Source organism: Lentibacillus halophilus, assembly GCF_055395055.1.
In genome coordinates, this window is the sequence record NZ_AP043750.1 from 2,937,844 (window position 1) to 2,958,434 (window position 20,591).

The window sequence follows — 20,591 nt, forward strand, 5'->3', positions numbered from 1 at the left end:
AGTTTTCCATACCGGGTAAAACCGGTTGGCATTTATTTGCTCTATTGCACCCAATCATTGTCATATCACGTCAGTGTTTCTTCAGTCTGAGCCATTTCCGTATCCAATACGTAACGATCACGGCCGGCACCCATACCGAACGTCATAACCATTAGTACCACACCGATCAATGTCATGAGCGGTACCGTCCACGTATGATTGACATCATATAAAAATCCAATAAACATCGGGCCGACCGCAGCCAGTGTATATCCGACCGACTGCGCCATCCCGGATAACTCCGATGCATGCTTTGCGTTATTCGCACGCATTCCCAAAAAGGTGAGGGCCAATGCAAACGTTCCACTCAACGTAACGCCGACAAAAATGGTGCTGATAACCATCGCTATAAATGAATGCCCGAGCAATAAGCCACTGTACCCACTGAGTGCAAACACTCCCAATATTAGAACAAGAATACGCTGTGATTTCATTTTGTCGGCAACAACTGGAACGATAAAACTGGCAGGCAATCCAACAAATTGGGCAATGGAAAGCATCCAACCAGCCGTGGCGATCGACATGCCATTATCGTGCAAAATTTCCGGGAGCCATGAAATCGTGACATAAAATATGAATGACTGCAATCCCATAAAACAGGCAACCTGCCAGGCAAGCGGCGATTTCCACATTCGATTGTCATGCACGTCAGGGTATGTTATGTCGCCATCATCGGTATCATTATCACTTTTTGACAAATAGGCCCAGATGAAAATGCCCAAAACGGCCGGTAATCCCCACACAAGAAGTGCTAATTGCCAGCCGATATCGAGCCCTTCCGCCAATGGAATGCTCAGACCGGAAGCGGCAGCGGCAAACGTCCCCATTGACGTCGAATACACGCTCGTCATCAGCCCAACCTTTCGTGGAAATTTTTCTTTAATCACACCAGGAAGAAGAACATTCAGAACCGCGATTCCCATGCCGACAAATAATGTTCCAGCGAAGAGAACAAGCATAATGGATACCGAGCGTATACTTATTCCAAATATTAGTAGCAGACACCCCGCGATCAACATGCGTTCATTGGTAAAACGATTGCCAAGTCTCGGCGCAATTGGTGACACTAAAGCGAAAGCAACCAAAGGCAAGCTCGTCAGCATTCCGGCACTCCAGTTGGACAGACCAACATCATCACGGATAATACCAATCACCGGACCAACCGATGTAATCGCAGGCCGCAAATTGAATGCCACAATAATAATTCCAGCCACAAGTAACCATTGATAGAGTTGTCGCGTTGAATAATGATTTGTCATGTTTGAAAATCCTTCCCATCAACGCCGCAATTTCATAGCAAACCAACCGTATATACACAAAATTAAATGCTTAACACTCTTGCTGAAATTCGGCCAAATTCTTTATCCACTATAGCATAACGAACGTCATCCAAAAAGATAAGTGTTTGTAACAGTTCATTTGAAAGTATGTCGTTTTTGTGAATATTTCATCAGAACATGTTACCCGTTGTACAGTATTCGCTCATAAAAAAAGCAGACACCTTTTATCAGATGTCTGCTTTATGCGGGTTTCGTCGCCCAGTATATGGAATGTTTTCATCAGGATCCAGCCATGATATGGAATCCCGAATCGACGTGCAGCACTTCGCCAGTCACGCCTCGCGCCAAATCGCTTAATAAGAACGCCGTCGCATCCCCGACCTGATCTTGATCAACCGGACGCCGAAGTGGTGCTTTCTCCTCGATCGCTGACACCTTTTCATTAAAGCCAGCAACCCCTTTAGCGGAAAGGGTACGAATCGGACCAGCCGATACGGCGTTAACACGGACGCCATCCTTGCCGACATCTTCCGCCAAATAACGAACACTGGACTCCAGTGCGGCTTTAGCCACTCCCATCACATTGTAGTTCGGAACAACTCGCTCTGCACCAAGGTATGTCTGCGTAACAATGCCACCACCCTCGGTCATCAGCTTTCTTGCCTCACGGGTTACCGCAACAAGCGAATACGCGCTAATATTTTGCGCAGTTAAGTACCCATCACGGGATGTATCCGCATACTCACCCTGAAGCTCGTCCGTGTTGGCAAATGCAACGGAATGGACAAGCCCATGAATGGTGCCGGCATAATCACCGATTTCCCGGAACGCATGTTGGATGCTCTCATCATCCTCCACGTCACAGGCTACGACCATTTTTGGATCAATGCCCTCTTTAGCGAGCAACTTTTCCAGCTTTTGTTTGGAACGCTCCTGCCTATATGTAAAGATGAGATTCGCCCCGGCATTATGAAGCGATTTTGTAATCCCCCATGCAATGCTCCGATTGTTCGCAACGCCCATCACGACAATAGTTTTATCTTGTAATAACGAATGCATGTATGTACCTCCTATTCACGGGTGATATCCATAATGTAGCACAATGAAGCCCAAGTGTGAAATCGCGCAAAACTAGGCCGGGGATAGCCAGGCCATTAAGGTTGGATAGTTTCAGGAAATGAGTCCGTTGTCGTCTCACTGCGATAGAGTCTTTTAATCTGAAATTATCCCAATATCGCCCGGTCATTTTCAAATTGCTCGCCGCGGATGCGTTGAAATTCTTCCAGCAATTGTTCAATGGTTAATTTTTCCTTTTCTTGTTGAGGTAAATCCAAAATGATTTGCCCTTTGTCCATCATGATCAATCGATTCCCCAAATCAAGTGCCTGCTGCATGTTGTGGGTCACCATTAATGTTGTTAAATCAAATTTTTTCACAATATCTTCCGTAATCTCTGTAATTAACCGGGCCCGCGATGGATCCAACGCGGCTGTGTGTTCATCCAGCATCAAAATATCCGGTTCGGTAAACGTCGCCATCAGCAACGATAATGCCTGACGCTCCCCACCGGAAAGCAAGCCCACTTTGGCATTAAGACGATCTTCCAATCCGAGATGCAGAGTCTGCAAATAATCCCGGAAGATCGCTTTCCTTTTTTTGCTGACACCGGGTTTGAGTTTTCGTGTTTTGTTGCGCGCATACGCCATCGCCAGGTTTTCTTCAATGGTCATGGACGGTGCTGTACCGGCCATCGGATCCTGAAACACACGTCCAATCCATTTGGACCGCTTGTATTCCGGCAAGTGGGCTACTTGTCGCTCATTAATCACTACATCGCCAACATCCGGGATAATATGACCGGCTACGGCATTCATAAGCGTCGATTTCCCTGCTCCATTACTGCCAATAACGGTGACAAAATCCCCTTTTTCCAACACGAGATTAATGTGCTTTAATGCCTCTTTTTCATCCGGGGTCCCTTCATGAAATGTAACGGATATGTCGTTTAGCTGAAGCATTTACACAACCCCTTTTGCCTTTGTTTCTTTCAGTTCTGCGCGTTTGCGTCTGCGGCGTTTATTCTCTTTGCGTGCTTTCATAACTTTTGGTGCCACCAGAGCGGCAATGACCAACAATGCCGTGATCAGCTTCATATCGCCCGTTTCCAGAAATTCCACCCGTAAGGCCATGGTTACGACAATCCGGTAAACAACGGCACCACCTATGACAGCAAACGTTGTCCAGACAATCGTTTTGGTTCCAAATAACGCTTCACCGATAATGACAGAGGCCAATCCAATAATGATCATACCGATCCCCATTCCGACATCGGCAAAACCGCCATGTTGTGCAATTAGACCGCCTGACAAAGCAACAAGGGCGTTGGAGATACCCACCCCTGTTATGATGAGTGCATCGGTATTAGCTGACAGGCTGCGGATCATACGTTTATTATCACCTGTCGCACGCAGGGCCAGCCCAACCTCTGTTTTCAAGTAATAATCGGTCACCAACTTGATCAACATCGTGATGACAATCATAACGAACAAAATGCTCCATGTTGACGGCAATTGCTCCAAACCGACAGAGGTCAACATGCCATTCAGGAATCCATCTATCCCGGTTGCAGCCCAAATCGACTCCAGCTGTTTAAAGACAGTTGACTCCTGTAATAACGATAATGTTGGCTGCCCCATGATACGTAAATTGATAGAATAAAGAGCAATCATCATTAAAATACCGGACAACAACGAATTAATATTCCCTTTGGCATGCAGGGATCCGGTGATACACCCGGCCAAAAATCCTCCGATGGCCGCAAACAATGTCGCTAAAATGGGCGGCACCCCATTCATAATAGATATGGAAGCAACAGCTGCCCCTGTTACAAAACTTCCATCAACGGTCAGATCCGGAAAATCCAGCACACGGAAGGTTAAATATACGCCTAAAGCCATAATCGCATAAATAATGCCTGATTCCACTGCCCCAAATAATGAAATAAACATGATGTCCATACCCCCGTGCCTTTTTGCCTTATATGTATGATAGTCATAATCTATTTGCTAACATTTTAAGTACAATCAAGCAGGCAGATTCCAAACCTGCCTGCATCATGACCATGAAAGATCAACGCCTTATTCATCGTTTATTATTTTTGCATTGTCGTCCCAATCATCGTTCCATTCAACGCCTTGTTTCTCAGCTGCCTTCTTATTAATCATCAGTTGCATTTCTTTTGGATATTCAACGGATATGTCCTTTGGTTCTTTGTTCCCTTTCAGAATTTCTACAGCCATTTCTCCCGTCCGGTATCCGATTGTTTCGTAGTCAATTCCATAAGTGGCAAATCCGCCATTTTTCAGGGAATCCGGTTCCCCTACAATCATGGGGATATCCTGTTCATTCGCCACACCTACCACACTGTCCAAAGCAGAAACAACCGTATTATCGGTAATGATATAAAAGACGTCCACTTTGCCTACAAGCGTCTGTGCTGCCTGCTGCACCTCAGCGGAATTAGCAACAGTCCGTTCCGCAAAAGACAAATTGGTTCCTTCAGCTGCGCTTTTCACCGATTCAATTTGTCTGACAGAATTTTGCTCCCCTGCATTGTAAATTAAACCGACTTTCGCATCATCAAATTGATCAGCAATAAACGTGACCGTATTTTTGATGGCATCCGGATGCAGATCCACAACACCGGTAGCGTTTCCACCCGGTTGTTCCATGGAGTCAACCAACCCGGCATCCACCGCATCCGTCACCGATGTAAAGACAATAGGAATGTCTTCGGTGGTCTGTACCGCGCCAAGAGCACTTGGTGTCGAATTGGCAAAAATCAAATCCACCTGATCAGCCACAAAATTTTCTGCGATGGGTGTGACATTGTTCTTATCCCCTTGCGCACTCTGCAGATCATAGGTCACATTCATATCCGCATCGGCAAGCGCATCCTTAAACCCTTGATACGCCTCATCAAGCGACGGATGCTCCACTATTTGTGTCGCACCAATGGAATATGTTGTCTCCTCACCTCACGCCTTTGCATCATCTGAATCGTCTGCATCACTATTTTCATTGCCGCCACCGCATGCAGTCATGATCATGAAGCTAATGAGTGCAACGATCAATAATAAGCCTTTTTTCATCACGTTCTCCCCCCCAATGATAATGTCAGATTTTTTATACATTTGCTATGAATGATGAAATTATATCATAGGGTGTGGAAGAGTCAAGATGTTTCCGTTATTTTGTGAAATGGAAATAAACGTTTAACAACCATTGCCGGAAATGGATCATGACTGCCAAAGTAATCTGGTTCTGCCCGCGATTATTGGTATAGATTAAACGTCTCAGCCAGTAATTGATAGGAACGCACTTTGGTATTAAAATCATAGATATTTGTTATAACCATGAACTCATCGGTTTGATAACTTTCGTCATTCTTAGGATGATACATAATATCATGACACAGTCCAACACGCATACTGAAATCATTTGCTTCAGCCAGCCATTGGTTTTTCTCTTATCAAAGGAAACTCAATACGCCGCTCTCTTTTAATGGCATGGTTTGAGAATTTTTTAATTCTGAGTAGTTTTTGAAATTGAGTAAGCGTGTAAAAAGACAAAAAAATAAGCCTGCGTGCAGCAAGCTTTTATAAATCTATACCTGTTTCTTTTTGCAAGATGGAAATATGGGCTTTGGCATCTCTCCAAGCTCATTATTGTAATTATTTAGCTTGTGATCGATTCGGCGCATGTGGCCGCGAATGTCGACCATCTCTGTTTCCATATTTTTCATTCTGTTTTCTATATTACCAACTCTATCTTCTAAACGACTGACACTTCCCTTGACGTCTTCTACTTCTTTCTTAAGCTCCCTAAAACCTGTTGATAACTCTTGGGTCGCCACTAGCAGATCTTGATTGGTTATGTCGCTCACCAGTTTCACCTCCCAGATTGACATATACATCATAGCACCAGGAACCATATCCAGCAACCAAACATAATATGACGTTTCAACATGTCGACGCCCTTAAAATTCCGTTCTCTACCAGAGATAAAATACCATTTCACATCCTGGATTTCAGTTTATTTTCCAAATGTCATATCCTCCACCATCCGATCCACTAACGCTTCCTGGTACCCTGCCTTGCCTTTTAGACGCATGGCCGCGGCAACATCTACCAACTCCGGATGGTTGATCCGGGCCAGCTTGTCCAACCGCTCGTCCGGAAGCTTTTTTACCGGATTACTGGCAATATAGGATTCTGTGTCCATGTGCCACAACATGACACGTCCTTCCGGATACCTATCCACCAGACGCTGGGCCATTCCGAGGCCTTCCGGGTCCAAATCACCAGCATAATACATCGTAGCACCTGATTCGGCCAGCTTGTCCAAAAGCACGAGCGCCGCCAATGTAAATTGGCCGTTCGTGCAAACAATCGGAGCGTCCGGCTTGTGATCAAGCAGGGTGGCGCATACGCCTGAATTTTCGACGATCCATACGTCTGACCCGTATGCCGTATAAACAGCTGTTAAACGAATCAGTTCACGGATCGGGACAATTTGGACAGTATTCGCATTGGCTGCTGCCTCCCATACCGGGTGGACGCCGGTATCGGTTTCAGCAAGAAGCCCAGCGCACGTAACGTAGTTCAGCAAGTCGTCCCGGTAAATATGATAGTGTTGCAGCAATTCATTGATCGCCTCGGTGCTTGACGGAACAGTTTGGTGCGACCCGACCGCCAAAACGTGCAGCCACAATTTCCCTAAATCGGTATGCAAGTCGAACGCGTGCGGGTCACCGGTCACACGCTGGCTGAACATTGGCAGACGCTCAGGCAGTTCCGGCAGGTGTCGATACGCATCGTGCAGTTTGGGAGTCATGCGGGCGAAATAATCCGGGTCCTTATCCATGAGCGTCCATATCCAACGACTATCTGCTGGGTTGGCCAGCAGGTGGTCAAACCAGAACATCAAACCGGTATGCGCCTTCTGCAGTTGGACGACATATCGGCGTAAAGCCGCGTCCTTTTCCTCTTTGTGCTGTTTGTTGGACACGATCGTCTCACCGAAAAAGGTATCCAGCAATGGTTTCAGTCCGACGTCCGCGAACCGAGTGCCGGCAAGCTGTTTCTCAAACGTCGCCATCGAGATCGATCCTTTGGCATGCAGTTTCGGACCCGTTATCCCAAAAAAGGCGCCGATGACCTCAAGCTCAGCCTCGGAAAACAAACGAACGGGGATTGTCCCGCCTATGCGGCCCAACGATTCGTATTTCTTTTTAAACTGCTCGAACAGCTTCTTATACGCTGGTTCTCTTTTAAAAAATGTGACAGCTTGCTGTAATTCCTGATCCATAACCAACACCCTTTTACGTATCAGTGGCTACTGCTTCGTCATCCCTGTCCATAACGAGATGCCGTTTGTTTCCGTCCCATTGATAACGGATCACGCTGACAAAGTCGTCATTTTTCGGCCGGATGAGCTCACAAATACTCAGTGAGGTGACCGTGTCATAATCGCCCCAGAGCACTTGCGAATTCATAATGTAATCGAATCCGAGCTCTTCAACAATTTCAAACATTTCCCGGATGTTATTTTCATCCACACCGGCAAATGCTTCATCAAGAGATATGATGTATGGTGCTGTGTCGGCCGCTTCCATATAGCGGGAGTAGCAGGCTGTGAACAACGGAATATACATCGCCATCGCCTTCTCACCACCGCTAAATTTATAAAAAGCATGATTCGTCAATTCCCGTTTCGGTTCACCGGCACGTTGGTAAGACAGTACAAATGAAAACCAATTCCGGTAGTCAAGCACATCTTTCAGCACTTGCAACAGCGTGTTTCCTTCGCCTTGTAGGTCCACCAGTTCTTTGGCCCGTTCGATTTTGGAGCGGAAGTGTGTCATGACCTGGTTAATGTCGTCTTCTTTGAGTAACCTGGCATCTCGTTGCAACAAATCGACCAGCACTTTCGTGTCCATTTCGTCTTCGGTTTCAGCTGTGCGCGGTTTCCACTTAATAGAAAATGACAACCCTGATGATGAATGGCTGTTCTCCATAAGCCGATTCATTTTTTCCGTCCAATCCTGTGCCCGGGCGATCCGGCTCCGGAGTTTCTTACCGACGGAATCAAACAAAATTTCTTCATACAGTTGACGGTCCTGGTCATCGAGCATAGACTGTTGTTGCATGCGGTCGCTTTCCACTTTATCCTTCATATAGTATGGACTGACCCGTTTTCCTTGAAAATCGAGCTGAATCAAACGGCGGGCTGTTTTCTGTTTCCAGTTATTAACGTGCATTCGCTGTTCATCAGTCCATTCATCGTTCATCCATTCATATACCACAGCCGGCATGTCGGCATCGGTCATGCGGTATTCCATTAAATTGGATTGTTGTTCAAAATACACATGTGTAAGCTGGCTTTCAATAGCAGACGGATCCTTTTCCTTCAAAAAGGTGCGGTACTGTTTGACGATGGCAGCAGCCAATTCCCCAATTTCCATTCCCTGTTCGGGTAGGTTGACAAAGCCAAGGTTCACTTCTGCTTCCAGTGCGTCCTTCCAAGCTCCGATCATATTTTCCCAAAAAGCCAATTTCTGTTTGCTCGTTTCAATGTCAGTATGGAGTGTTCCTTGATCCGCTTCTTTTTTCGGTAAATCGGTTTTAATCTGATCAAGTTCGGTCGTCGTTGCCGTTATATCCGCTTGCACATTCTTGATTTGTTGACGGATATCCTCGACACCGGCTGATTCAAGCTGCTTTTCAATTTCTGCAATATTTTGTTCTTTGCGGGATTGGCGGTCAGCGAGCACGTTGCATTCACCCTGTAGGTCATCCACTTCCCCGGCCAATTCCTCCAGCCGCTCGGTCAACTGCTCCAATTGCTGCAGTGTATAGCGATAGGCTGTATGTTCGTTGATCAGGTTATGCAGACGTTTTTCATACTGGCGCATAGCCTTCTTGGCTTCCTGATAGGCATGATGGCTGAATGTGAGATCCAAGTCGCGCGTCACTGTGTCCAGTTTGCTCTTGATCGTTCGATAGACGTCATAAAGTTCGGTCAGCTGCCGATCCAAGTCCTGCAATCGCTTATCATACTGATTGATGTCAAAACGCTTTTCTTTTATATGTGAAAAGCTCTCAGCCAAATCGTCATCAGTGGGAAAAGCCGCCAATGCATCTTTAGCCGCTTGAATAGCAGCTCGCAATTGTTCAATATCTTGTTCGGCTGTTTGTTTTTCCGTCTGCAGCTGTTCCAATTCTGTCGAGAGTTGATCAATCTGTTCCTGGCGGTAACGCCGCCGGGCATTCCGGCCGATAAACCGAACCCGTTCAACGGGAGCTGCGTGTCCATTGACAAGACCAATGTGATACGTCCCGTCAGCGTTGATCGCTGAGTTGTCTGCCGTATCATCAGCATCAACAAGAATGCTGCGCAGTACGTCATCAACCGTTTTTGCACTCACCGCCTCATCATTATCCAAGTCCGTCTGCAAATAATCAGCCAGTGTATGGGCCATCATGATCGGTTTGGCTTTCAATATGCGATCATGTTTCATGGCAACCGATTCATCGGCTACCAACGCATCCAAAAGACCCGCATCGATCAGCGCCGCTTCCAGATGCGTCCGCACCGTTTCCGGCACATGCTCCTGGAACTCGACCGCTTCATAAAACGGCATAAACTGATGACCGACTTGTTCCAGTCTTTTCCGGGCGTCACGGGTGGTCTGCTGACGATTCGGCGGCTCGGGATCACGTTTCGATTTCAATTCATTCAGTTCGTCCTGTTTTTCTTCAATATCTGTTTCCAATTGGGAAATCCGACTATTTTTTGTGGCTATGGATTCATTTATTTGCATTTGATAATCATTGCCCGATTCGACAAAACCAGCGCGAATGGTTTCGTAATCGACCGGCTCATACAAGCGGAGAATGTCTCTAGACGTTTGCTGTAAAAGGTCGTCACTGACCGGCAGAAAATCGTGGTTATCGTTCCACGTATGAATCTCCGTCAATTTATCCTGCTTATCGTTTTCAAAAATAGCGAGCCAGTCCTGCTCTTCCTGTTGCAATCTATCCCGTTCCATTTTTGCGGATGCCATCTCTGCATCGAGTTCTGTTATTTTTTCCTTCTTTTGCTCCCATTCCCGCATCTGTTCAGTAATGGAATCAAGCGTCTGGTAATGCTGCTCTGTTTCTTTTTTCCAAATGGTGAAATCATAATCAGATATCTGATGGCGCTGGAAGTCGTGTTTATTGATCGTATGCTGATGAAACGATGCATCCGCAGCATCAGCATCCAAATCGGTAAGGATATCCGCTAATGTCTCCGCCTGGTTATCCCGTTCGTCCTCAAGCGTGGTTAGTTTTTCTTTTGCAGCAAGTTCCTGCCGTTTTTTCTCGGTGAGCGCATGGTCTTTTTTGGTATAGTCGTTTTGAATATCATTTAATGCTGTGCGCTCGTCCTGTCGTTCTTTTTCCAAATGCCATACTTTATGGCTCTGCAGCCGGGTCCGTTTCTGTTCAAGAACATCATGAGTACGGATGAGCTCACCTTTTCGCTTTTCCAGATCGTTGATTTCCGTATCAAGGGTTTGCTTTTGTTCCTGTTTGGCCCGGACATCCCCGGCTTCGTCATCGTAACGTTTTCTCGCGCGGACGTACTGATCGGCCTTATCCGCCAGTTTGTATTGATTATAGGTATCATACCGCTTCAAAACATTTTCCAGGGCTGTCTGTTCTCGTTCCAGTTGTTCGATCTGCTGTTTCGTTTGATCCATGTGTTCAATGGTATCGGACAAATGACGCAAATCATCATCAGTGAGCGGGGGCAGAGAGGCTTCCAAAATATCGTAAATAGCCGTCGGACGGAATTCTTTGGATAATTTCGGACTGCGCAGCTGAATGAGCAGCTTGATTAAATCATCATACGCTTCCAGATCATCAAATCCGAAAATGTACTTGTTGACCAGTTTCTTATACTCACTCTGGGTCTGTACGACTTGTCCGCCCGTTGCGATGCGATTTTCCAACTGAACGCGTGACAGAGGAATCCGCTGTTTGTCACCACCGTTGTTTTCCCATTCATACAGGGCGAAGTCATGGCCAATGCGACGGTTATCCGTTACAATAAATCCCCAGAAATTCATCGTCTTATGCCGCCGGGCTTGGAGTCCGATGCCGGTGGTGATGTATTGATCCGTATCTTCACGCTTATACTCCAGAAACAGATAGCCGGTCCGTTCATCCCGGTCCACGATATCTTTTTCGCCTAAAAGATAGTCTTCCATTTTACGTGCGCGTGACCCGAATGGATCGAGCCGGTCGGGTGACTTTTTCCCATCCAGCAACACCGGAAGAATGCTTTGCATTGTGACCGATTTCCCCGATCCGTTCGATCCCCGCAACAACAACTTTCCATCCGCGAAATCAAATATTTCATCATCATAGTACCAAAAATTCAAAAGGCCGGCGCGGTTCATTTTCCATTTATGATTTTTGCTCATGTTCTTCATCTCCACCTGTTAAAAAGTCTTTCGGAAAGTGTCCCGTTGCCCGTCCGAACAGTGGTTTAATGATGTAGGCGTTGGTCACTGGTTCAATATCAAGCATTTCCCAATTCTGCAAAAGTTCGATGACATCATTCGTAATACTTGCAATACCTGCTTCTCGGTAATGTTTGCTCCAACCTTTGCCATAGATGTCCCGGACATTTGTCATAATGGTTTCCAGTGCCATGCGTGACAAACGGATCGTACCGAATTCGTCCGGTGTATACGTATCGTAATACCTCATGTAGGTGGCCATATGCAGCGCCACATCCATGATGGCTTTTTGATCGGGGAATAACGTCCACCCTTGTTTTTGTTCCTCCGCCACCAGCAATGCAGCATTTTTAAATATTTCCAGTCGAAATGGTGTGTGTTTCTCGATATCGTCGCGCAGCCGATTGCGGAAATTTCGGATATAGGCAAAATCCGGATCGTTCTCTGATTCCCGGTGTACAACCGGCGAGAGAAACAATTTCCGGTATACCCGCTTGCGCCGCTCATCCGCTTCATGCCGCTCCCACTCACTTGCTAAAATTGATTCGGCCGTTTCATAGTCCAACAGATCCCTTGGATAGGAGCGCATAAAGTAACGAGCATAGACAGTCGTTTCGTACAGGACTTCCTGTTCACTGTCCATCGCGAACCGATCGATTTCACCTTCAACAGATTTTAGGATGGATAATGTTTCAAGTTCTTTAATCACCCGGACAAGAGAACGGCGATGATTGTAGTTCGTCCAATCAAGCGGAAATGGACCCGGAAACAAGTCCTTGATTTCCTCACAAATATCTGACAGCAGAAACTGTTCATCGATCGAACGGCTTTCCGTAAACGCAAGCGCACAACAAAACATCGCATAGTCTCTCGGTTCCTGAAAATTCCGCAGACCCATCCAGGTTTTTGGTTCCACTGGAATTTTTTCCAGCTTAATGAAATGCTGATGAACGATTAATTCAAATCCCAACTTGTCATCGGCGTATCGCTTTAAAATTTTTTCCCGTTCACGGATCGTTTGATACCATTCGGGCTCTTCCCGACGGAGCACCCAAAAATGCTCCAGCAAGTGCGACAGAGCTCTTTCCGCCTTATCATCAAATGGGGTGTTGTCCATGATCGTCCCTCCGTATTCGGCAGCAATGTCCCTTTCCGCTGCTGCGACTTTTCACGACCCGTCAGTCAAGAAAGCGGAATGTCACATTTGGCATCTCGATAGCCCCGTCCTCGGCATTCAGTGTTACCCGCTCGTCTTGTGCTATCGTTACGTTAATCCGACGTCCGAACTCCGTTTTAAAGGACTGGTCATCCCTGGCCATCGCCTTGCCAATCCAGCTCAGAAGCATTTTTCGAACATGCGGTTCCACCACCGGCAGTTCGGCCAAACGTATTTCACTACCGGTCATATAGGACTCTAATGTTTCCTGTTCCAACTGTTTATTCTGTAAATAGGCACGGCGCGCTTGCTCTTTTCGTTGTTGTTGGCTGATAATAGCTCCTGGCTTGCTTTTTTCCCGGTACGTCCGGATGCGCGGCTTTACTTCGTGTTCCACCGGTGCCTCTTCCCAAATATCCGTATAGATATCATCGGTTGGTACATGATTGCTGAATAGATGTTTTGTGTGAAAAACCCCGAAAATAACCGAGGATAATTGATGAGCGTCATTGATGTCCTCCAATGAAGCGAACCAACCGGCCAAGTGTAAGTAATCTTTTTTACGGCTCCGGAAAGAATGGTGCCGTTCCCCGAGCCGCTGCACAATCCGTGTGATGCGGCGAATTTGTTCGTTCGTCCGTGTCTGCAACATATCCAGGTTGCTTTCGCCGTGGATAGTGCCGAGAAACCAGTCACATAAACTGCGCCACTTTTCTGTCTGATCCGTGAACAAATCATTCGCATTCAGCCCGACATCCTCAAAACGTGGGACCTGTTGCTGATGAGCGATGACTTGATTGATGAGCGGTTCCAGCGCATCAAGCGAAATGGCCTCAAGAAGTTCCTGAATTTTGAGCGCAGTTTGCTGGAGACCGATAATGAAATCACGCAAATACGTCGTGAACGTATCTTTGTAGGCAAGAAACGCTTCTGTCTGCATCCGTTCTTCCGCTTCCTCACTATTGATGTGTGCAATGTAGTCAGACGTATTTTGGTTAATCGAACGAAAATAGGCGAAAATATCGTTCCACAACTGGGAGCACTCATCTGCGGGCGGCAGATCCCCATGGCGGATGATGGCTTCCACTTTCAGCAATTCCTGATACAGACGTTCAAACTCTTTTCGTTCGAGGGAACCACCAAAGACGTTGCCACCCCGCTCCATCTCCTGCAGCATGCGCTCGAATTCAATGGTGTATGGCGTCGATTGATAACGATAACGCTTTTTCTTAAACTCTTCAATCGTGCTTGCGCGGTTCATTTCCTGGCGGGCAACAAGATTGTTCCACTTCACCAACTGATCCAAATCCTGTTGCAGTTGCTCTTCCGTATAATCCTGAAACCCTTCCAAATCTCTTAAATACTCGAAAATTTCTTCCGGAAACAAAAATTCCCTCATCCGTTCATGCTGGACGTAAAAATAGCGCAGAATCGCCCGGTAGCTCCACGCTTTCTCTGCTGTCAAATAGGCCGCTTCCTGCACTTTTTTAAACGGTTGCTGCATTGGGATCACCCGCAAAAATCGACTTTATTTTATTGTACGTCCGGTGGTGTGTATTTGTCTATGGTTTTAGTCCCGGGAATTAAAATATACTAAATGAGGACGGCTCCACGGAGTTTCGGCCGCTTTCAAGAATCATTCAGTCGATTCAGTCATTCATTCAGTCGCTTTTGGAACTATTCCGGTCATTTTGAACTATAATCCGGTCACTTACGCAACCAAACCCTATCAAGCTCTTCCTTTTGATGTTTCTCTTCCAAAAATCTGTGCAACGGCGATCCCTGTAATCACCAGTGCCGACCCAGCAATAATGCTGCCAGTAAATGCTTCGCCTAATATCCACCAGCTGAAGAACAGACCGAACACCGGTACGAGCAGCGTCGACAACGTTGCTGTAACCATATCAATGGTGCTCAAAAGTATAAACCAGACGGTAAAGCATAAAGCTGAGGCAAGCACGCCCGTAAATAATATGTAAAAAATGCTCGAACCTGTTAATCGTACCGGTTCCCCCCATTCCATTAACACGGTCGCCGCCAGTATTCCAATCGTTCCGAAGAGCATCTGATATGCGGAGACCTGCAGCTGGGTCATACCTTCCAACTTCAACCGGTAATACATATTCGATGCAGCCCACGCTAATGCTGCTGCCACAATCAGTAGTTCACCAAAAATAATAGCCGGGTCTTTCACAAAAAATATATCCCTGCCAAGAATCAGGACTAGGCCAATCATTCCCATTACCAATCCAGTGATTTTCCCCCGGGTCATGGTCTCACCGAGCAACTTCACCGCAAGAATACTGCTCCAAAGCGGCATCGAGTACAACAATACGGATGATTTGCCCGCATCAACAAATTGCATGCCGTACATAACAAACGAAAAAACAACGCCTGTCTGCAATATACCGACGACAATTAAATGTTTCCACATATGTTTCGGCGGTTTGCCCGCTTTCAACACCCAGATAAGCAGCAGCAGAGTCAATGCACCGGTTCCAAACCGGAATACCGAAAACGTGAACGGTCCCATGAAGTCAAGCACCGCTTTCATAAACACCCATCCGAATCCCCAAATAATCGTGATGAGCAGAATCAGTCCCCATACAATCCCTTTGCTTTCGAATATTGAATGCTTCATTGTCCGAAACCTCTTTTTTGTAATGTGTTACCACTAGTATAGAGATTCCATTGTCACATGACAATACACGCATCTATACCATATCCCACATTTTGAAATTTTGTACCAATATTAATCATTCTATTGATTTTTTGTTTCAATCAGAATACGATGGTTTTGAAAGCGCTATCCCAACGCATATGGAGGTGTTATCACTGGAAGGCATTCTTTACAAAGTCAGAGAATCGCTCGACTATGTTAAACCGTCAGAAAAGGCTGTTGCGGAATATATTCTAAAACATCCCGAAGACACGGTCACAATGTCTGTCAATCAACTGGCACGTGCCAGTTATGCCAGCTCCTCCGCCGTCATGCGATATTGCCAGACACTTGGCTATCACGGATTTAAGGAATTCAAATTAAAATTATCCGGCGATTTGACAGTCATCCATTTGCATGATTTGGAACAGGAACTATTATCACCTGGAGATTCCATTGACAAAATCATGTCTGTTATCACCAATACGAATATTCAGTCCTTGTATAGTTCATTGCAATTAATTCAACAGGATCAATTAACAGCGGCCCATGAGTATTTGATACAGGCAAATAAAATTGATTTTTATGGCGTCGGCTCCAGTTTTCTGATTGCTTATGACGGTATGCAAAAATTTATGCGGATTAACAAAACGTGTACGGCTTATAGCGACTTTCATATGCAAAAGGTTTCGGCTATCAATCTGAATAAAAACGATGCAGCCGTAGCTATCTCCTATTCAGGCGAAACCCAGAACATCATAGACTGTGTCAAAATCGCACAATCCAGAGGGGCCAACGTTATAGCCATCACGAAATATGCGGACACGCGTTTAAGCGCGATAGCAGATACGGTATTATTTGTGGCTGCTCAAGAAGATGAATTCCGGAGTGCCGCCATGTCGTCAAGAATTGCTTCATTAAATGTGATTGATATGCTTTATACGGCTTATGCATATGAGAACTATGACGCTGCCTTATCCCATTTAAATCAGACCTATGAGATTGTACAACAAAGCAAAAGGGAGGAAACAAAACGTGGCAAAAACCTTGACAACCGAAATGCGTAATGAAAAGACAATGCATTTGGACGAAATGAGCACCCGTGAGATATTGCACGTTATGAATGACGAGGATAAGACCGTTCCGGATGCTGTTCACAATGAAATAAACGATATTGAACAAGCCGCAACAACCGTTATCGACTCTTTTCAAAAAGGAGGGAGATTGATTTATATCGGTGCCGGAACTAGCGGTCGTCTCGGAATTTTGGACGCTGTTGAATGCCCTCCGACCTTTGGAACGGATCAGGACAATGTCCAGGGTCTGATTGCCGGAGGAGACAACGCTATCATGAAAGCTGTTGAAGGAGCAGAAGATGATCCGGAGCGAGCCAAAGCTGATTTGAAAGCTCATCATTTAAATGAAAACGATACGGTGGTTGGACTCGCAGCCAGCGGACGCACCCCCTATGTCATTGGTGGATTGGATTACAGTCAAGCCATCGGAGCAAGCACCGTGGCGGTCAGTTGTAATAAAAACGCGGAAAGCAGCCGCCATGCAAATGAGTCCATTGAAGTCGACGTTGGTCCGGAAATTTTGACCGGATCGACCCGCTTGAAAGCAGGAACGGCACAAAAACTCGTACTAAATATGATTTCAACCAGTTCGATGATCCGTATGGGTAAAGTTTTTGAAAATCTGATGGTTGATGTGCAATTGACCAATCAAAAATTGATGAAACGTGCTAAAACGATTATTTCCGTCGCGGCACAAGTTGATCATCATACCGCTTCTTCCTATTTGGAAAAAGCCTGCCACAACCCGAAACTAGCGATTGTTATGATTAAACGGCAATGCGATTATGACGAGGCCAAACAAACATTGGATCAAGCGGGTGGCTTTGTACGCGAAGCTATTGCATTAACAAACAAGGAAGGTGAATGAAATGACTAATCAGGAGATAGCACAATCGATTGTCAAGCACCTCGGCGGGGAGAACAACATTGCCGGTTTGACCAATTGTATCACCCGGCTGCGCATCAATCTTAAATCCCGCAATGATGTGGACCTGGAACCCATTAAACAATTAGATGGCGTATTAAGTGTTATTGACAACGAAACCATTCAAATTGTATTAGGGCCCGGCAAAGTTACGAAAATTGCCAACGAAATTCATGAGAATACGACCATTGATGTTGGTGTGGATGACTCAGAAGACGATGAGGAATTTGATATTGCAGAGGATACGAAGGCAGCTTATAAAGCCAAACAGACATCACGTTTCCAAAAGTTATTCCGACATATCGGCAATATTTTTGTACCGATTGTACCGGGATTGGTCGCTTCTGGACTATTGCTGGGGATCGCTAACTTGATCATGAACCTGGCTGATCCGGATGCCACGGCTGGTTTTCTCGATCCGGCGATTCTTGATTCAAACTGGTACCAACTACTGAAAGCCATTGGCAATCTGTTATTTGGGTCACTGGGCGTATTTGTCGGAATCAACACAGCCAGAGAATTCGGCGGGACAATGGTCCTTGGCGGCATTGCCGGGTTGTTAATTTATGCCCCGGTTTTAGGTGATATTGAGTCGCTTGGTTTGTTTGGTCTGAATTTGCAAATCAGTTCAGGACTCGGTGGTTTGCTCGGCGTCATTGTTGCAGCCTATCTATTTGTAAAGATTGAAAAATTTGTTCGCAATCATGTAGCTGACAGTTTGGATCTCGTCTTGACACCACTCGTCACCGTGCTGGTCGGTTCAGCTGTCACGATTATCATCATCCAACCCGTTGCCGGCCTTCTTATGGACGGCATTACATGGTTCCTAGTAGATGTCATGTTGGAGGCTGGCGGTATAATAGGCGGCTATGTCCTGTCAGCAACATTCCTTCCGCTCGTTACCGTGGGCATGCATCAAGGTCTCATCCCTGTGCACCTGGAACTGATTGACCAATTTGGATCAACAACATTGCTTCCTATTCTCGCTATGGCTGGCGGTGGTCAAGTAGGAGCTGCTTTCGCCATTTATCTCAAGGCAAAAGATAAACGTTTGAAAAATACCGTAGCCAGTGCGTTGCCTGTTGGTATTCTAGGTATTGGCGAACCGCTTATTTATGGTGTCAGCTTGCCTTTGGGACGACCATTTATTACAGCGTGTCTCGGTTCAGGCTTCGGAGGTGCTTTCTTATCGCTCAGCAGTGTTGGTGCTATTACCGTTGGACCTTCTGGATTAGTACTCATTCCATTAATTGCTGACAATAAATATTTGTTATATATTATCGGACTTCTTATATCTTATATTGGCGGCTTTATTCTGACTTACTTTTTCGGATTCAAAGAAGAAATGGTTCACAAACTTTATGGCGATAGCCCGGAATCGTCATCCAAGCCAAAAGCAACGAATGAATCCAGCCAACGAGAGACAATGGACATAAGCAGCCCTCTTTCCGGCGATGTCCATCAACTAAGTGAACTGAATGATGACGTTTTTGCCACCGAATTGGTCGGTAAAGGCATAGCGATCGACTCAAGTGAGGGAACGTTATACGCACCATTAAATGGCACCATAACAACCGTCTATCCTACCGGCCACGCGATTGGTATGACGTCAGACAGCGGTGTGGAAGTCTTGATGCACATCGGTTTGGATACCGTTGAGATCAAAGAAAAACTATTTGAATTACACGTTGAGACAGATGAAACCGTCCAAAAGGGTCAACGCTTATGTGAATTTGATATCGATGCCATTAAAGCGAAAGGGTATCATTTGTCATCCCCTATTGTCGTAACCAATTCCAACGACTATGACACGATCGAATCAACTTATCAACAACAAATCAAAGCTGGCGATCCGTTATTAACCGTGTCCAATAACAGTTAACAAACGATAAACTAAAATAAACGCCAGCGTCTCACAAGGGGCTGGGACAAAAAACGTTTAGCCAAACAAAAATCCGAACTATGATTCGCAAAAAACCTGAATCAGTTCGGATTTTTCGTTTAGCGTAGGAAAAACACGGAGACTCCTGCGGGATGAAAGGCCTAGATAAGACCCCGCAGTGCGATAAGCACAAAGCAAAGCTTCCATGAGTAGGCTTCGACGAATAAGCTTGCAACGCGACGAGCACGAGGAGGCTTATCAGCGCCCGCGGAAAGCGCAGTGATTTTCCGGAGCGATGGCCACACCTTAAATATATCGTTCGTATTTAGAAAGGTTTTGTTCAGTCTTGTCCCAGCCCCTTTTCATAGTCTGTCCGCCCCCGTCATAGAAATGAACAGGAAGGGGGATCAGCGCATGGGATTGTTTCAAGAGTTCCGCCAATTTGCCATCAAGGGAAATGCCGTTGATATCGGGGTTGGTGTGGTTTTGGGTTCAGCGTTCAGCGGGTTTATTGATTCGCTTGTTAAAGATATTATTCTTCCGCCTATCGGATTATTATATTCCAAAATTAACTTTCAAGATTGGTATATTAGTCTGAGCGGTACAACCTATCCATCCTTGGAAAAGGCTAAAGAGGCCGGTGCCGCAACGATCAATTACGGGGTGTTTCTCACTGTATCCATCCGCTTTATTCTCATTTTATTCACCGTTTTTCTTGTTGTCAGGCAGATCAACCGCTGGAAAAAACCGCACCAGCACCCACTCGATTCCATGACAAAAAAAGAATGTCCGTATTGCTGCATGCCCATTCCGACAAAAGCCATTATTTGCCCCAACTGTTCGTCCTCCGTTAAAACGAAAGAGACCCAGCGTAAGTCCGGACCAGCATGGCGGATCAAATAACCACGTCATAAATACGCCAGCAGTGGAATCATAACAACATAAACCTATGTCACAGGAGAAGGTTATTATGAGCTGCCTTCTTCTTTTTGTTATAATGGCAT

15 protein-coding genes are annotated in these 20,591 nt (G+C 45.9%); 4 read left to right on the forward strand and 11 right to left on the reverse strand.

All coding sequences use genetic code 11. The annotated features are described in order from the left end of the window. Positions 1-65: 65 nt before the first annotated feature. From ACZ5Q7_RS14480 to ACZ5Q7_RS14530, 11 genes are all read right to left on the reverse strand, one after another. The gene (locus ACZ5Q7_RS14480; protein ID WP_343753897.1) at positions 66-1,298 is read right to left on the reverse strand and encodes a CynX/NimT family MFS transporter; all 1,233 of its coding nucleotides are present in this window, start codon (positions 1,296-1,298) and stop codon (positions 66-68) included. Between the two features lie 300 nt (positions 1,299-1,598). After that, a complete protein-coding gene (gene fabI / locus ACZ5Q7_RS14485; RefSeq protein ID WP_343753899.1) occupies positions 1,599-2,378 on the reverse strand; it encodes an enoyl-ACP reductase FabI in 780 nt (259 codons plus the stop codon). A 164-nt stretch (positions 2,379-2,542) separates the two neighbouring features. Next, positions 2,543-3,337, reverse strand: a complete 795-nt coding sequence (locus ACZ5Q7_RS14490) for an ABC transporter ATP-binding protein (protein WP_343753901.1) — start codon at positions 3,335-3,337, stop codon at positions 2,543-2,545. Further along, the gene (locus ACZ5Q7_RS14495) at positions 3,338-4,327 is read right to left on the reverse strand and encodes an ABC transporter permease (RefSeq protein WP_343753903.1); all 990 of its coding nucleotides are present in this window, start codon (positions 4,325-4,327) and stop codon (positions 3,338-3,340) included. It lies immediately after the preceding gene. 129 nt (positions 4,328-4,456) lie between these two features. Continuing rightward, positions 4,457-5,317 carry an ABC transporter substrate-binding protein gene (locus tag ACZ5Q7_RS14500; RefSeq protein ID WP_464432953.1) on the reverse strand — a complete coding sequence of 287 codons (861 nt, stop codon included), beginning with the start codon at positions 5,315-5,317 and terminating at the stop codon, positions 4,457-4,459. A gap of 668 nt (positions 5,318-5,985) precedes the next feature. Further along, on the reverse strand, positions 5,986-6,264 hold the full coding sequence (locus ACZ5Q7_RS14505) for a hypothetical protein (protein ID WP_343753905.1): 279 nt from the start codon (positions 6,262-6,264) through the stop codon (positions 5,986-5,988). Between the two features lie 149 nt (positions 6,265-6,413). Beyond that, positions 6,414-7,688, reverse strand: a complete 1,275-nt coding sequence (locus ACZ5Q7_RS14510; RefSeq protein ID WP_343753907.1) for a TIGR02679 family protein — start codon at positions 7,686-7,688, stop codon at positions 6,414-6,416. Positions 7,689-7,701: 13 nt separating this feature from the next. Then, positions 7,702-11,850, reverse strand: a complete 4,149-nt coding sequence (locus ACZ5Q7_RS14515) for a TIGR02680 family protein (RefSeq protein WP_343753909.1) — start codon at positions 11,848-11,850, stop codon at positions 7,702-7,704. Next, entirely contained in the window at positions 11,834-13,006 is a 1,173-nt protein-coding gene (locus tag ACZ5Q7_RS14520; RefSeq protein ID WP_343753911.1) for a TIGR02678 family protein, read from the reverse strand. Before ACZ5Q7_RS14520 ends, ACZ5Q7_RS14515 begins: the two co-directional genes overlap by 17 nt. 61 nt (positions 13,007-13,067) lie before the next feature. Continuing rightward, positions 13,068-14,549 (reverse strand): TIGR02677 family protein, encoded by a 1,482-nt coding sequence (locus ACZ5Q7_RS14525; RefSeq protein ID WP_343753913.1) that lies wholly within the window; start codon positions 14,547-14,549, stop codon positions 13,068-13,070. 225 nt (positions 14,550-14,774) lie between these two features. Next, a complete protein-coding gene (locus ACZ5Q7_RS14530) occupies positions 14,775-15,686 on the reverse strand; it encodes a DMT family transporter (RefSeq protein WP_343753915.1) in 912 nt (303 codons plus the stop codon). 50 nt (positions 15,687-15,736) lie between these two features. On the opposite strand from ACZ5Q7_RS14530, the gene ACZ5Q7_RS14535 reads away from it, so the two are divergent. From ACZ5Q7_RS14535 to mscL, 4 genes are all read left to right on the forward strand, one after another. Then, positions 15,737-16,771: a MurR/RpiR family transcriptional regulator gene (locus ACZ5Q7_RS14535; RefSeq protein ID WP_343753917.1), complete on the forward strand. Its 1,035-nt coding sequence runs from the start codon at positions 15,737-15,739 to the stop codon at positions 16,769-16,771. Further along, entirely contained in the window at positions 16,740-17,648 is a 909-nt protein-coding gene (gene murQ / locus ACZ5Q7_RS14540) for an N-acetylmuramic acid 6-phosphate etherase (protein ID WP_343753919.1), read from the forward strand. The genes ACZ5Q7_RS14535 and murQ overlap by 32 nt, the downstream gene beginning before the upstream one ends. 1 nt (position 17,649) lies before the next feature. Further along, on the forward strand, positions 17,650-19,587 hold the full coding sequence (locus ACZ5Q7_RS14545; protein ID WP_464432956.1) for a glucose PTS transporter subunit IIA: 1,938 nt from the start codon (positions 17,650-17,652) through the stop codon (positions 19,585-19,587). A 414-nt stretch (positions 19,588-20,001) separates the two neighbouring features. Then, positions 20,002-20,490 carry a large conductance mechanosensitive channel protein MscL gene (mscL, locus tag ACZ5Q7_RS14550; protein ID WP_343753924.1) on the forward strand — a complete coding sequence of 163 codons (489 nt, stop codon included), beginning with the start codon at positions 20,002-20,004 and terminating at the stop codon, positions 20,488-20,490. The last annotated feature ends 101 nt before the right edge of the window (positions 20,491-20,591 follow it).